Source organism: Saccharomonospora marina XMU15, from assembly GCF_000244955.1.
GTDB classification, from domain to species: domain Bacteria; phylum Actinomycetota; class Actinomycetes; order Mycobacteriales; family Pseudonocardiaceae; genus Saccharomonospora_A; species Saccharomonospora_A marina.
In genome coordinates, this window is sequence record NZ_CM001439.1 from 2718175 (window position 1) to 2732452 (window position 14278).

The window sequence follows — 14278 nt, forward strand, 5'->3', positions numbered from 1 at the left end:
GCGAGCCGGAGGATGCCGATGACACCGAGAACGCCGACGACCGTCGACCGCCCGACCCGGGGCGATGCGGCAGGCTCCGAGGGCGACCGCGCAGCCGAGCTGGCACGGGTGGACGCCTGGTGGCGCGCGGCCAACTACCTTTCGGTCGGGCAGGTGTTCCTGCTGGAGAACCCGCTGCTGGCCGAGCCGCTCAGCCCCGAACACATCAAGCCACGGTTGCTCGGTCACTGGGGCACGGTGCCCGGCCTCACGCTGACCTACGCCCACCTCAACCGCGTCATCGCGAAGCAGCGACGAAGGCTGCTGTTCGTCGCGGGCCCCGGGCACGGCGCCGCCGGGCTGAACGCGGCCGCGTGGCTGGAGGGAACGTACTCGGAGTACTACCCCGACGTCGGGCAGGACGTCGAGGGGATGCGGCGGCTGTTTCGGCAGTTCTCCTTCCCCGGTGGCGTTCCCAGCCATGCCTCACCACACCTGCCGGGCTCCTTCCACGAGGGCGGCGAGCTGGGCTACTCGCTCGCGCATGCCACCGGCGCCGCGTTCGACAACCCCGACCTGGTGGTGGCGTGCGTGATCGGCGACGGCGAGGCGGAGACCGGCCCGCTGGCCGCGAGCTGGCACGCGCCCGCGTTCCTGAATCCCGAATCCGACGGAACCGTGTTGCCGATCCTGCACCTGAACGAGTACAAGATCGCCAACCCGACACTGCTGGCCCGGTTGCCGCAGCGCCAGCTTGCCGAACTGCTTCGCGGGCACGGCTGGGAGCCGGTCGAGGTGTCGGGAGACAACGCCTACGCGGTGCACGAGGCCTACGCCACGGCGCTGGACGAATGCTTCGAGCTCATCACCCGGCGCAGGCACCCGATGATCGTGCTGCGCACGCCCAAGGGCTGGACCGGACCGGACACACTGGACGGAAAACCCATCGAGGGGAACTGGCGCTCGCACCAGGTCCCGCTGCCCGCCGCCAGGCACGACCCGCACCAGCTGGCACAGCTGGAGAGCTGGCTGCGTTCCTACCGCCCCGGCGAGCTGTTCGACGGTTCCGGGGCGCCCGCACGGGAGATCCGCGAGGCCAATCCGAGCGCGGAACTGCGGATGAGCGCGCAACCGGCGGCGCACGGCCAGGTTCAGCGAGCGCTCAGACTGCCGGAGATCGCCGAGCACGCGGTGGACGTTCCCGCACCGGGGCGGCGCTACGCCGAATCCACCCGCGCGCTGGGTCGCTACCTGCGAGATGTGCTGGCACTGAACGCCGATCAGCGCAACATGCTGCTGTTCGCACCCGACGAGCACGCCTCCAACCGGCTCGACGCGGTGTTCGACGTGACGGGACGGCGCTGGCTGCTTCCCACCCGCTCCGGCGACGACCACCTCGACCCACGGGGCCGGGTGGTCGAGGTGCTGTCGGAGCACCTGTGCCAGGGCTGGCTGGAGGGCTACCTGCTCACCGGAAGGCACGGGATGTTCTCCAGCTACGAGGCGTTCACGCACATCGTCGACTCCATGGTCGCCCAGCACGCGAAGTGGATGCACATGGCGGCCGAGGTGCCGTGGCGCCGACCGGTGCCGAGCCTGAACTACCTGCTCACCTCGCACGTGTGGCGGCAGGACCACAACGGGGCGTCGCATCAGGACCCCGGCTTCATCGACCACATCCTCAGCAAACGGCCTGAGGTCTCGCGCGTCTACCTGCCACCGGACGCCAACTGCCTGCTGCACGTCACAGAGCACTGCCTGCGCAGCAACGGACTCGTGAACGTCATCGTCGCGGGCAAGCAGCCCGAGTTGCAGTACCTCGACCTTGACGCCGCCCGCGCGCACACCGAGCAGGGGCTGGGGATCTGGGAGTGGGCCAGCAGCGACACCGAATCCGGCACCGACGTGGTGATCGCCTGCGCGGGCGACGTGCCGACCCAGGAGGCACTCGCCGCGGTGCAGGTGCTGCGAGGACTGGTGCCGGATCTGCGGGTGCGGTTCGTAAACGTCGTGGACATCACCAGGCTCGCAGCGCCGCAACGGCACCCGCACGGCATCAGCGACCGGGAGTACTCCGCGATCTTCACCGGCGAAGCACCGGTGATCTTCGCCTTCCACGGCTATCCGTGGCTCATCCACGAGCTGACCTACAACCGGCCGGGACACGAGCACATGCACGTGCGTGGGTTCGGCGACAAGGGCACCACCACGACGCCGTTCGACATGTGTGTGCTCAACGAGATCGACCGCTTCCACCTGGCGCTGGCGGCACTCGAACGCATCCCGAGGATGGCGGGCAGGCTCGGGCATCTGCGCCAGCACCTGCTCGGCGAGCTCGCGCGCCACCACGACCACATCAGGCGTACCGGGGAGGACATGCTGGAAGTGCGGGCCTGGACCTGGGGTTCCTGATGCGGGTGCTGACCCTGAACCCCGGCTCCTCGAGCCTGAAGCTGGCACTGGTACGCGACGGTGCCGCGGAGATGACGTCCACACTGGACAAGTGGGATGGTTCGGCGCCACCCGGGCTCGCTGAGTTCGCCGCAGCGATCGACGCGGTCGCGGTTCGGATCGTGCACGGCGGCAACCGAGCCGAGCCGGTTGTCCTCACCGAGCGGGCGCTCGCCGAGTTGGAGGAACTCACCCCCTACGCCGCGCTGCACCAGCCTCGCTCGCTCGCCATCGCCAGGCACGCGATGGCCGCGCTGCCGCGGGTGCCCGTCGTCGGCTGCTTCGACACCGCCTTCCACGCCGATCTGCCCGCCCGCGCCAGTACCTACGCCGTGCCCGCCGCCTGGCGCCGCGAGCACGGCATCCGGCGCTACGGCTTCCACGGCTTGTCGGTCGCCTACGCCACCGCGTGGACCGCGCGATTGCTCGGCCGCCCGGTGGCGCAACTCGGCATGGTGTGCTGCCACCTCGGCGCAGGCGTGTCGGTCACCGCCGTCGAGGGTGGCCGCAGCGTCGACACCTCGATGGGGCTCACCCCGCTGGACGGCGTTCCGATGGCGACGCGCTCGGGGGCGATCGACCCCGCCATCCCGCTGTACCTCGTGCGGCGCGCCGGCATGTCGCCCGCCGACGTGGAGCGGGCCCTGCAACAGGAGTCCGGGCTGGCGGGGCTGTCCGGAACCAGCGGTGACATCAGGGATGTGCTCGCCGCCCGCGCGCTCGGTGATCCGGACGCCCGGCTCGCGGTCGAGGTGTACCTGCACCGGCTGCGGCGGGAGATCGCGGCGGCCGTGGTTTCGCTGTCCCACGTCGATGCCGTGGTGCTCACCGGGGGAGTGGCCGAACACCAACCCGACCTGATGGCCGAACTCGTCGCCGGGGCCGGGCTCGGCCTGTCACACGCGAGCGCGCGGCGTGCCGCGGCAGGCGGCGACGGCGCCGAAGGGGTGATCAGCCCACCGGACGCGCCCGTGCCGGTCGTTGTCGTCACCTCCCGCGAGGACCTGGAGCTGGCGAGCCAGACCGAACACCTGCTCGGCTCCACGTCCGAAGCCGGGCGGGTCCGGCAGGCGACCGAGGATCGGTAGTCGCCGCGGCCGGCCCGCTGTGCGATAGGCGCGACGGCGGCGCTGGTGAACGGGAGACGTGAGCCGCCGCGCGCCGGGTGCCTGCTCGGGCTCGGCCCGGCCCACCCGGTTCCCTGATCCGGGCAAGAAGCGCCAAACTGTGGTTCCTATGAGTCAACAACCGGCGACCTACCGTGCCGTCTTCGGCAGTTCCGAATTCCGCCGGCTCTGGCTGGCGCACACGCTGTCCGTGGCGGGCGACCAGTTGGCGCGGGTAGCCCTGACGATCCTGGTCTACGACAGGACCGCCTCGGCGGGGCTGGCCGCGGTGACCTACGCGGTGAGCTACGTGCCGGACTTTCTCGGCGGCGCGCTGCTGGCGGGTATCGCCGATCGCTACTCGCGACGCGGCGTCATGGTGGCGACGGATGTCGCCAGGGGCGTCGTGGTGGCGGTGATGGCGCTGCCCGGTGTTCCGCTCGCCGGGCAGGTCGGGCTGCTCGTGGTGGTGCAACTGCTGGCGGCGCCGTTCTCCGCCGCAAGGCAGGCCGTGCTGCCCGACATCCTGCGAGGCGACAGCCTGGTCATCGGGATCGGGGTCATCTCGATGACCTACCAGGCGGGCCTGGTTATCGGGTTCGGCGCGGGCGCGGTCGTTGTCGACGCGATCGGGGCGGCGGGCGCGCTGTGGGTCGACTCGGCCACGTTCGCGCTGTCGGCCCTGGTGATCCGGTTCGGAGTGCGCGCGCACCCGCCCGCGCCCGGCGCTGCTCCCACCGTGCGGCGACGCCGCTGGTCGGGCGTCACCAGAGGTTGGCGCCTGGTGGGGGGTAACCCAAGGCTGCGCGCTCTGCTGGTGATCGCCTGTTGCTCCGGCTTCTACGTCGTGCCGGAGGGCCTCGCCGTACCCGTGGCGGACGAGATCGGCGCGGGCACGGCGGCGGTGGGCTGGCTGCTCGCTGCCAACCCGGTGGGCACGGTGCTGGGCATGCTCGTGCTCAAACGCATTTCCCCGGACCGGCGGCTACGGCTGCTCGGGCCGCTGACGGTGGCCAGCAGCCTCGTGCTGGTGCCGACCGGATGGCAGCCCGGGCTTGTGGTCCTTGTGCTGCTGTGGACGGCCAGTGGTGCGTTCTCCGCGCACGACATGGTGACCCAGGCGGCCTACGTGGCGGAGGTTCCGCCGGAGGAACGCGGGCACGCGGTCGGCGTTGCCATCGCGTCACTGCGTGCAGCGCAGGGCCTTGCCATCGTCGTTTCCGGGCTGGTGGCCCAGCTGGTTTCGCCGATTGTGGTGATCACGGCCGCGGCGGTACTCGGCACCGTCGTCGGTGCGGGTGCGAGCTTGTCGTGGGCGCGTGCGTCGTCCGGGCAGGCGTCGTCCGGGCAGGCGTCGTCCGGGCAAGCACCGCCTCCCGCCGATCGAGGCAGCATCGACCGGGGTGAGGCAGGAGACGAGGTCGCCGGCTGACTCGGTTTTCCGAATCCGCACCTCGCGGACCGGCGTGGACCGGCTTCAGGTCCAGTTGTTGTCGCGCATGGCGTGGCTCTTTTCTGTGTGGTGGGTGTGGGTGGGGTGGGTGTTCAGGTCCAGTTGTTGTCGCGCATGGCGTGGTTCCTTTCTGTGTGGTGGGTGTGGGTGGGGTGGGTGTTCAGGTCCAGTTGTTGTCGCGCATGGCGTGGTTCCTTTCTGTGTGGTGGGTGTGGGTGGGGTGGGTGTTCAGGTCCAGTTGTTGTCGCGCATGGCGTGGCTCTTTTCTGTGTGGTGGGTGTGGGTGGGGTGGGTGTTCAGGTCCAGTTGTTGTCGCGCATGGCGTGGCTCTTTTCTGTGTGGTGGGTGTGGGTGGGGTGGGTGTTCAGGTCCAGTTGTTGTCGCGCACGGTGTGGCTCCTTTCGGGATGCGGGTCCGGGGGTCGCGGTTGCGTTCATCCGCCGCATTCGGCGCTCAGGTCCAGTTGTTGTCACGCACTGGATTCACCTCATTCCGCTGTGTGGTGGTAAGCCCGGCGAGCCGGGTTACCGACTGCATCCGGTCGTCACGTCCAGTTGTTGTCACGCATTCGTCTACACCTCCTTTCGGGTGGACGCTCGCTCGCAGTGATGACACGCTAGGTCGTTAGTCCAACCGGGTGTATTCGGCATGAACCTCCGGGGTGTCCCACGAAGGTGGGGACGCGGCGTGCACATTCGGATACTGTGAAGCGGCACGATTAATCATCCGTCTTGAAGCAGGTGGGAGCCAGTGGTGCTCGCTCGGCCACGGAACTGGGTCGCGGGATGGGGGCTGTGGAAGGCGCCCGCGGCGGTACGTCGCTACGTGCTGGCGGTCAGCGCGTTGGCACTGGTCACCAGCGTCGCGACGGCGTTTCTGGTACCGGTGTCGCGGCGCGACCTGCTGTGGTTCGGCGTGCTGGCGATCTGCGCGGTCGTCTCGATCGAGATGACACGTCAGATCGAGCGCAGGCGCGAGTACCTCAAGCACGAGTCGATCGCCTACGTCGACACCAAGGGCCTGTGGTCGTTCGCTGCCGTGCTCATCCTGCCGCCGCTGCTCGCCACGGCGATGGTGGTGTTCACCTACCTGCTCGCCTGGTGGCGGGTGTGGCCGAGTCAGCGGCCCATCCGCGCGCACCGCTGGGTGTTCGCCTGCGCCACCGTGCTGATCGGCACGCACGGCGCCGTCGCGGTGCTCGCACTCGGTATGCACTCCTACCCGGGACTTCCCGACGCGACACTGCCGGCCGGGCTGCTGGACATGGGCGTGGTGGTGCTCGCGGGAGCACTGCGGTGGGCCCTCAACTGCGGTCTTGTCATGGCGGCCATCGCGTTGTCGGACCCGGCACGGCCGGTTCGCGATCTGTTCGCCAACTTCTCACAGCAGTGGTTGGAGGCCGGTGCCATGGCACTCGGCCTGATCGCCGCCACCGTCCTGCTGACCCAGCCGCTGGTGCTGGCCGCCATCGTGCTCGCACTCGTCGTCATGCACCGTGGAGTGCTGCTGCACCAGTACCAGCATGCTTCGCGAGTCGACGCCAAGACCGGCCTGACGACGGTCAAGTGGTGGCGAACGGTCGCGGAACAGGCGCTGGACCGGGCACGGCGCACCGGCGACAACGTCGGCCTGCTGATCCTCGACATCGACCACTTCAAGGCGGTCAACGACACCTACGGTCACCTCGCGGGCGACAAGGTGCTCGAAGCCGTGGCGCGGGAATTGGCAGGCGAGATTCGCGCCGACGACACCTGCTGCCGGTGGGGTGGCGAGGAACTGACCGTGGTGATCCCCGACGTCCGCGACGGCGGGAACCTGCTGGAGATCGCGGAGCGGGTCCGGCGCAGGATCAAGAACCTCGTCGTGGACATCGAGCCTGCGGACACCTCGCACGGCGAGCGCGAGCACATCCGCGTCACCGTCTCCATCGGCGGTGCGTTGTTCCCCGGCGACGGGATCGGCACGCTGGACGAGTTGATGATGGCCGCGGACACAGCCGTGTACGGGGCCAAGACCGGCGGGCGCGACCAGTGCCGCATCGCCAACTACGACGCCGCTACGCAGCAGCAGCCCGATACCGCCCGGCGCAGCGGAGCGGATTCCTGAAGCGCGTGCCCGGGTAGCGAGGCGCGGGGCGGTGGAGGTCTTCTCGCCGGGCACTGCGGCCCCCTGCGCCGCCGGGCCGATCTCGACCTGCGAGCGGGTCCACCGGCAGTGATGATGGCGGGGTGAGCACTCCGGCAGACGACGGCTCGGGGAGCACCCCCCGGGCCGATACCGACACCAAGACCGTGATGGGCAGGACGCGGATCAGCGGCATCTGGGTCAGCGCGATCATCGCGACCCTGCTGCTGGTGCTGCTGCTGATCTTCATCTTGCAGAACATGGAATCGGTGACCGTCCATTTCCTCGGCCTTTCCTGGGGCGTGCCGCTGGGGGTGGCCATGCTCTTCTCAGCGATCGCAGGAGCCCTGCTGGTGGCGTTGCCCGGCGGCGCTCGGGTGATGCAGTTGCGCAGGCGGATTCGCAGGATCAGCGCCCGGCATTGACGGCGGAAGGCGCTACGCGCCCCTGGTGAGATCCGACACGGGGTCGGCGAGAGACGGCGTGGGGCGCGCCCGGGTACTAACCTTGACCCAATGCGTCGTTCCGGCACGACCAGTGCACCTGTCGGCCTCGACAGGCACGACCATGTGTGCTGGATTCACCAGGGCGGGCGAAGCTGGACCGAACCGATGATCCGCTTCTTCCGCGAGGGTGCCGCGGCCGGTCAGCAGTTGCTGTACGTGGCGGACAAGGCAGAGACCGAACTCGCCGACGATCTGGACCCGCTGCCGTCCCGCGACGCCATGCTGGGCACCGGACAGCTCAAGCTGCTGCCGCTGGCCAAGCTTTACGGCCCGGTCGACGACTTCACCGCCGACGAGCAGATCGCCATGTTCAAGGAGCTGACGGCGGCGGCGGTGCGTGCGGGGTTCGGGTGCCTGCGAGTGGCCGCCGAGGCAACCTCCCTGGTCCTGAGTGTCGACGGGGAGCGTGCGGCGCACAGGTTCGTCGGCTACGAGGTGGGTATCGACCGGGTCATGGCGAGCGAGCCGATGCTGTCCATGTGCGGCTACGACCGGCGTCTCGTCAGCGCGAGAGCCGCGTCGGCACTGTGCTTCGTGCATCCGCTTCGGCATGGCGCACGAGGCGGGCAGGGCTGCGGCGTGTTCGCCGACGAGGACGGTAGCTGGTCGGTGACCGGCGAGATCGACCTCGTCTCGCGGGACTCCTTCGAGACGGCACTGTCAGCGCTGCCGGGCGATCGCGACATCACGTTACGGTTGGAGGGGCTGACGTTCATCGATGTCGCGGGGGTACGCGCGCTCGCGGAGCTTTCCTCGCGGCTGGCCCCTCGACGCCTGATTCTGCACGATCCACCCACGCCGTTGCGGCGGATTCTGCGGTTGTGGTGGCAAGACCTACCAGGGTTGGAAGTAGCCGACTGATGAGCACGGGGGCGCAGGCAAAGAGCGGTTTGACTCACGTGGCCGCCCTGTACGGTTCCGACGATGAGTTCCTCGACGCCGTGGTGCCCTTCCTGGCCGACGGTTTGGCCGAGGGGCAGCCGACACTGCTCGGCGTGGAGCCACGCCTCGATCGGCTCGTGCGCGAGGAGCTGGGCGATGCCGCCGACGAGGTCATGACGTTGCGCAGAGCCGAACAGTACGAGCGACCGCTGGACGCGCTCAGACACAACCGGGACCTGTTCGCCGCCCACGCGGCGGCGGGTGCGCCAGCGATCAGGGTCGTCGGCGATGTGCCGCACCCAGGCGTCGGGGCGCCGTGGGACGGCTGGGTCCGCTACGAGGCCGCCATCAACCACTTCTGTGCCGAGCTACCGGTGATGGTGCTGTGCCCGTACGCCGACAACACGCCTGACAGCGTGCTTGCCGACGTGGAGAGCACGCACGGGTGGCTGGCTCTGCCCGGCCATGACCACCAGCCCAACCCGCACTACACCGAGCCGGCGACGTTCCTGTCCGAACGTGCCGACTGGGAGGTGGCTCCGCTGGAGCGCACGCGTCCCGACCTGCGGCTGGAGAACCCCACGCTCGCGCACGCACGGCATGTGGTCGGTGTGCTCGCGGCCAACACGGACCTCGACGAACGCTGCGTGAGCGACCTCGTCGTCGGCGTCAGCGAGGCCGTCACCAACGCCAAGGTGCACGGCAAACCGCCGGTGCTGCTGCGAGCGTGGGTGAATCGCAACCGGGTGGCGGTCGCCGTCAGCGACTGCGGCAGCGGACCGAGGAACCCGTTCGCGGGTCTGCTGCCGGACGAACGCAGACGGTCCCAGGGTGGCCTCGGACTGTGGCTGGCCCACCAGTTGTGCGACCGCGTCACGCTGGCTGTGACCGAGGAGGGGTTCACCGCCTACCTGGTCATCGGCGAGCCTCCCCCGGTGGAGATGCGCGCGAAGCCCGCGCTCAGTCGGTAGCGGGCAGCGGTTCACGCAAGAAGCGCGGTCCGGCCGCGGAGCCGGACCGCGCCCCTGTCAGCGGTTGTCTCCGCCACCTTTCATCGCCGGCGGCGCCTGCCGCCTCCGGCCATGCCGATGGCGAGCACGCCGATTCCGAGCAGCGTGACGACGCCACCGGTGACGACGTTGTTGATGATGGTCGGGGTCGTGGCCGCGCTTCCCAGCACCACCCACGGCGAGACGATCGTCCAGACACCGATGAGCGGTGCCACCCAGGCAAGGGTGTGCATCCTGCTGTAGACGGCGGCGTAGCCGATGGCGAGCACGGCCAGCGCGAGACCCGTGATGAGGTTGGTGACCGCGAGAGAAGCGAAGTTGGCGAATCCGACGACCACGGTCCGATGGCGATGTAGAGCCCACCGAGGAAGGTGAGCCCGTCCACCAACTGAGCCTGCGGGGTCCTGGCTGCCCGCTCGTACCGTACCTGGAGGTTCACAAGATCAGGGTGCTGCTCGATCGAGCTGGTGGGCACCGTCATCATTTCCTCCTTACTCACTCCTACGAAGTCACGCAGGGGTCCCTATCGGCTTGACGTCGGGCGGCGGGGATAAACGCGGTCGGGCGACAATGGGGTCAGCGTTCAACCGCCTCCCGCCGAGCCGACCGCACCCATTTGTGTGAGCTGGACCACTCTCTATTCGGGTCGCTGTCGATTCGCGGTCGCGCCGTTCGTGTAGCAGGTGAGAGGAAGCCGAGACCGAACACGGAGAGGACGAGAACATGAAGCAGTACCTGCTCAGCATCTACCAGCCCGACGGCGGCGCCCCTGACCCCGAGGTGCTGGAGCCGATCATGCGTGACGTGGCGGCCTTCAACGCCGAGGTGCGGGCGGCAGGAGCGTGGGTGTTCTCCGGTGGGCTGCACTCACCGGAGTCCGCCACCGTCGTGCGCGCGAAGGACGACGAGGTGTTCACCACCGACGGCCCCTACATCGAGGGCAAGGAGCACATCGGCGGGTTCACCGTCGTCAACGCGCCGGATCTGGACGCCGCGTTGGAGTGGGGCCGCAAACTCGCGAAGGCGACCACCCTGCCGATCGAGGTCAGGCCCATGGAGTACGGCAGCTGCGGGTGAGCCTGCGTTGAGTTCGAACAACACCACGCCGACGACCGGATCGGTCGAGCGGGTGTTCCGCGAGGAGTACGGCCGGGCGGTGGCGTCCCTGGTTCGCGTCTTCGGCGACATCGAACTCGCCGAGGAGGCCGTCCAGGACGCCTTCGCCGAGGCCGTCCGGCGCTGGCCTGGTGAGGGGCTGCCGCCGAGCCCGGCGGGCTGGATCATCACCACCGCCCGCAACCGCACGATCGACCGGCTCAGGCGGGAATCGACCCGGCTGGACCGGCACAGCCAGGCCGCGCTACTGCACGCCGCGGCCGAGCCCGCCGAGGAGGGGCCCGTGCGTGACGACCGACTGCGGTTGATCTTCACCTGCTGCCACCCCGCGCTGGCACCTCACGCCAGGGTCGCGCTCACCCTGCGCCTGCTGGGCGGGCTCACCACGGCCGAGATCGCCAGGGCGTTCCTGGTGCCCGAGGCCACCATGGCGCAGCGGCTCGTGCGGGCGAAAGGCAAGATCCGCGACGCCGGGATCGCGTACCGGGTGCCCGCCGAGGCGGACCTGCCCGCGCGGCTGTCGGCGGTACTGGCGGTGATCTACCTGGTGTACAACGAAGGGCACACCGCCAGTTCCGGCTCCGCGCTGGTGCGGACCCGGCTGTGCGAGGAGGCCGTGCGGCTCGCGCGCATGCTCGCCGAACTGCTGCCGGAGGAGCCCGAAGTGGTCGGCCTGCTGGCGTTGTTGCTGCTGCTGGAGTCACGAAGGCCGGCGCGCACGACCGGTGAAGGCGAGTTGGTCCCGCTGGCCGAGCAGGACCGGACGCTGTGGGACCGCGCGCTCGTCGCCGAGGGGCAGCGGCTGGTGCGTCGCTGCCTGCGCTGGGACAGACCTGGGCCCTACCAGATACAGGCGGCGATCAACGCGGTGCACAGCGAAGCGGCCTGCGTGAGCGACACCGACTGGCGACAGATCGTGCAGCTGTACGACCAGCTCGCCGCCCGGTCCCCGACACCGGTGGTCGCGCTCAACCGTGCCGTGGCCGTCGCCGAGGCGGACGGCCCGCGGCAGGCGCTCGCCCTGGTGGACGAACTCGGGCTTGACGGCTACCACCTCTACCACGCTGTCCGCGCCGAATTGCTGCGTAGGCTCGGCCGTACCGACGAAGCCGCGAGCGCATACGCCGCCGCGATCGAACGCACCGACAACCAGGCGGAGCAGGCATACTTGCGACGTCGGCGCGCCGAACTCGTCGACGTCCGGAGTGGCTGACCGCCACGCGCCGACCGGGAGGGGCTCCGCGATGAGTGACGCCGGGACTGCCGTCGAACGAGCCGGAGTACGGCTGACCAATCTGGACGAGCCGCTGTTCGACGGCGCCGACGCGTCCAAACGCGACCTCGTCGACTACCTGGACGGCATGCGGGAGATGCTGTTGCCCGTGCTGCGGGGCAGGCCGCTCTCGGTGGTCAGGGCGCTGCGCGGGCAGCGGCCGTTCATGCAGAAGAACCTTCCCAAGTACACCCCCGACTGGGTGCCGCGCGTCTCGGTGTGGGCGGAGTCGTCGCAGCGCGACGTCTCCTACCCGCTGTGCGACGACCGCAGAACCCTGCTGTGGCTGGCCAACCAGCGAGCCGTGGAGTACCACCCCACGCTCACGCTTGCCGAGGACCTCGGCCGCCCCACCCATCTGGTGCTCGACATCGACCCGCCGGGGCAGCAGGATTTCTCCCCGGCTGTGCGAGCGGCCGAACTGGTGCGCCAGGCGCTGTCCGACGCCGGGTTGCGGGCAGCGGTGAAGACGAGTGGGGCCAAGGGGCTGCACGTGTTCGTGCCGGTGGAGGGTGTCGCCGCCGACGACGCGGCCGCCGCCACCCGCGCCCTCGCCGCCCGCGCGGCTCGGCTGGAACCCCGGATCGCGACCACGGAGTTCATCCGTGAGGACCGGGGCGGCAAGGTATTCCTCGATTCCACGAGAGCGGGCTCGGCGACGGTCGTGGCCGCCTACAGCCCGAGGCTGCGGCCGGAGGTGCCGGTGTCCTTCCCGCTGGAATGGAGCGACCTCGACCGGGTGCGGCCCGCCGATTTCACGCTGCGCACCGTGCCCTCGCTCATCGAAGGCCGCGACCCCTGGGCCCGAGCGATGCCGCCGCCGCAGCGGCTGCCCGACGAACTCGTCGAGGAAGGGCACACCATCCCTGTGGCCAGGGTGCGGGCCATGCACGAGGGCAAGCGGCGCGCCCGCGCTCGTCGCGGCTGACCCCTCGAGGTGCCTCCTGCCGCCGTCGGGAGGATCGGGCGCGCCTGCGCTCGTCGCGGCTGACTCTCAGCGCCGCCGCCGCGCCGCCAGCAGTGCCAGTACACCCAAGCCCTGGATCAACACCAGCGCGGTAACCCCGGCGCGGAACCCGGCAAGCCCGCCACCGGCCACCGTCCAGCACAGCGCGGTGACCGCGGGAGCGACCGTCTGCGACACCATTCGCACGGTCGCGCTGACACCTCCGGCCGTGCCCGTTCCTTCCGCGGGAGCGCTCGCCAGGATCGCGGTGATTATCGGGGTGTTGAACAGGCCGAAGCCCGCTCCGATCAGTGCGAGTTGCCAGCCGAGCGTCGTCAGCCCGCTGCCCGGCCCGAGTGTCAGCAACAGCGACGTGGTGGCCACCGTAGCGGCGCCGCCCGCGGCGGCGACCCGCAGCGGGCCGATGCGGTCGGCAAGCCACCCGCCCACCGGTGACATCAGCGACAACGCCGCGATGAACACCAGCATCAGCGTGCCGGTGGCCGCTGGGCCTTCACCGAGCACGTCGGAGAGGAAATACGGCAGCAGGAAGGTCATCACGCCCGCGTTGAAGCACAGCAGGAACAGCCCTGCCATGGTGAAACCGAACGTGCGGGCGCGAAGCAGGTCGACGACCTGCTGCGACTGCGGCAGTCGGGACCACAGCAGGAGCAACGCGACCGCCGCCAGCCCGAACCCGCCGGCCAGCACCGGTTGCTTGGCAGGCAGGTCGATGGCGAGCAGCAGTGACGCGACGGCGCCGGACAGCACGGCGGCCTCGCGCAGCAGCGCGCCGTCGGGCCGGGGCAGCCCTCCTCGCCGCTTCGAGGTGACACGCAGCAGCAGCCACACCGCCACCACGACGAGCGGCAGCTTGAGCAGGAACACCGAGCGCCAGCCGAACGTGCCGGCGAGTACGCCGCCAAGCGAGGCGCCCGCCATGCCACCAACCGTCATGATCGTCACCACGACGGACAGCGCCCGGCCTCGCTTGTCGGGGTTCACGTTGGCCGAGATCACCGGCAGGTATCCCGCGAGGGTCAGCCCCGCGGCGAACCCCTGCAGCAGCCGGGCCACCAGCAGCACCCACATGGCGGGCGCCAGCGCGGCGAGCACGCTGCTCACCGCGACACCCACCATCGACATCGTGATGACGAGCGCGGGATCGGCGCGGTCCACCCAGCGGCCCGCGGGGATGGAGATCGCGGCCATCGGCAGCGCGTAGGCCAGCAGCACCCATGCGGCCACCGAGGGAGCGGCGCCCAACTCGGCGCCGATGGCGGGCAGCGCCACCGCGGCGATGCTGAACTCGGACGTGACAACGAGCATCGCGAAGGCGAGCGCCACCACCGGCGCCCAACTCGACCTGGTCCGAGGTCGCCCGGTGCTGGCATCGAGGTTGTTCGTAGGCATGGCAGCGACGCTACGAACC

At 69.9% G+C, this 14278-nt stretch carries 12 protein-coding genes; 10 read left to right on the forward strand and 2 right to left on the reverse strand.

Features of this window, described 5'->3' with window-relative positions; translation table 11 throughout:
* Positions 1–18 precede the first annotated feature (18 nt).
* The 7 genes from SACMADRAFT_RS12870 (at position 19) to SACMADRAFT_RS12900 (ending at position 9472) form a co-directional block, all read left to right on the forward strand.
* Complete coding sequence (locus tag SACMADRAFT_RS12870) at positions 19–2391, forward strand: phosphoketolase family protein (RefSeq protein ID WP_009154258.1); 2373 nt, start codon at positions 19–21, stop codon at positions 2389–2391.
* The gene (locus SACMADRAFT_RS12875; RefSeq protein WP_009154259.1) at positions 2391–3518 is read left to right on the forward strand and encodes an acetate/propionate family kinase; all 1128 of its coding nucleotides are present in this window, start codon (positions 2391–2393) and stop codon (positions 3516–3518) included. Before SACMADRAFT_RS12870 ends, SACMADRAFT_RS12875 begins: the two co-directional genes overlap by 1 nt.
* Positions 3519–3666: 148 nt before the next feature.
* The gene (locus SACMADRAFT_RS12880; protein ID WP_009154260.1) at positions 3667–4968 is read left to right on the forward strand and encodes an MFS transporter; all 1302 of its coding nucleotides are present in this window, start codon (positions 3667–3669) and stop codon (positions 4966–4968) included.
* Between the two features lie 774 nt (positions 4969–5742).
* Positions 5743–7095: a GGDEF domain-containing protein gene (locus SACMADRAFT_RS12885; RefSeq protein WP_009154261.1), complete on the forward strand. Its 1353-nt coding sequence runs from the start codon at positions 5743–5745 to the stop codon at positions 7093–7095.
* Between the two features lie 122 nt (positions 7096–7217).
* Complete coding sequence (locus SACMADRAFT_RS12890) at positions 7218–7538, forward strand: LapA family protein (RefSeq protein WP_009154262.1); 321 nt, start codon at positions 7218–7220, stop codon at positions 7536–7538.
* 90 nt (positions 7539–7628) lie between these two features.
* Positions 7629–8480 (forward strand): MEDS domain-containing protein, encoded by an 852-nt coding sequence (locus SACMADRAFT_RS12895; protein ID WP_040925676.1) that lies wholly within the window; start codon positions 7629–7631, stop codon positions 8478–8480.
* Positions 8480–9472 (forward strand): sensor histidine kinase, encoded by a 993-nt coding sequence (locus SACMADRAFT_RS12900; RefSeq protein ID WP_009154264.1) that lies wholly within the window; start codon positions 8480–8482, stop codon positions 9470–9472. The genes SACMADRAFT_RS12895 and SACMADRAFT_RS12900 overlap by 1 nt, the downstream gene beginning before the upstream one ends.
* A gap of 80 nt (positions 9473–9552) precedes the next feature.
* On the opposite strand, the gene SACMADRAFT_RS12905 is transcribed toward SACMADRAFT_RS12900, so the two are convergent.
* Positions 9553–9849: an SPW repeat domain-containing protein gene (locus tag SACMADRAFT_RS12905; RefSeq protein ID WP_198285972.1), complete on the reverse strand. Its 297-nt coding sequence runs from the start codon at positions 9847–9849 to the stop codon at positions 9553–9555.
* 385 nt (positions 9850–10234) lie between these two features.
* Between SACMADRAFT_RS12905 and SACMADRAFT_RS12910 the strand changes: the two genes are divergently transcribed.
* From SACMADRAFT_RS12910 to SACMADRAFT_RS12920, 3 genes are read left to right on the forward strand one after another with little or no spacing between them, the layout of a single operon-like run.
* Entirely contained in the window at positions 10235–10588 is a 354-nt protein-coding gene (locus tag SACMADRAFT_RS12910) for a YciI family protein (RefSeq protein WP_009154265.1), read from the forward strand.
* Between the two features lie 7 nt (positions 10589–10595).
* Positions 10596–11840 carry an RNA polymerase sigma factor gene (locus SACMADRAFT_RS12915; RefSeq protein WP_009154266.1) on the forward strand — a complete coding sequence of 415 codons (1245 nt, stop codon included), beginning with the start codon at positions 10596–10598 and terminating at the stop codon, positions 11838–11840.
* 31 nt (positions 11841–11871) lie between these two features.
* Positions 11872–12828 (forward strand): DNA polymerase domain-containing protein, encoded by a 957-nt coding sequence (locus SACMADRAFT_RS12920; RefSeq protein ID WP_009154267.1) that lies wholly within the window; start codon positions 11872–11874, stop codon positions 12826–12828.
* Positions 12829–12894: 66 nt separating this feature from the next.
* Here the strand turns inward: SACMADRAFT_RS12920 and SACMADRAFT_RS12925 are convergent, their stop codons facing one another.
* Entirely contained in the window at positions 12895–14259 is a 1365-nt protein-coding gene (locus tag SACMADRAFT_RS12925; RefSeq protein WP_085977919.1) for an MFS transporter, read from the reverse strand.
* Between the last annotated feature and the right edge of the window lie 19 nt (positions 14260–14278).

Bases quoted from the DNA above. Each gene is read 5' to 3' on its own strand.
- SACMADRAFT_RS12870 (WP_009154258.1), top strand. From the start codon at position 19: ATGACACCGAGAACGCCGACGACCGTCGACCGCCCGACCCGGGGCGAT.
- SACMADRAFT_RS12875 (WP_009154259.1), top strand. From the start codon at position 2,391: ATGCGGGTGCTGACCCTGAACCCCGGCTCCTCGAGCCTGAAGCTGGCA.
- SACMADRAFT_RS12880 (WP_009154260.1), top strand. From the start codon at position 3,667: ATGAGTCAACAACCGGCGACCTACCGTGCCGTCTTCGGCAGTTCCGAA.
- SACMADRAFT_RS12895 (WP_040925676.1), top strand. From the start codon at position 7,629: ATGCGTCGTTCCGGCACGACCAGTGCACCTGTCGGCCTCGACAGGCAC.
- SACMADRAFT_RS12900 (WP_009154264.1), top strand. From the start codon at position 8,480: ATGAGCACGGGGGCGCAGGCAAAGAGCGGTTTGACTCACGTGGCCGCC.
- SACMADRAFT_RS12910 (WP_009154265.1), top strand. From the start codon at position 10,235: ATGAAGCAGTACCTGCTCAGCATCTACCAGCCCGACGGCGGCGCCCCT.
- SACMADRAFT_RS12920 (WP_009154267.1), top strand. From the start codon at position 11,872: ATGAGTGACGCCGGGACTGCCGTCGAACGAGCCGGAGTACGGCTGACC.
- SACMADRAFT_RS12925 (WP_085977919.1), bottom strand. From the start codon at position 14,259: ATGCCTACGAACAACCTCGATGCCAGCACCGGGCGACCTCGGACCAGG.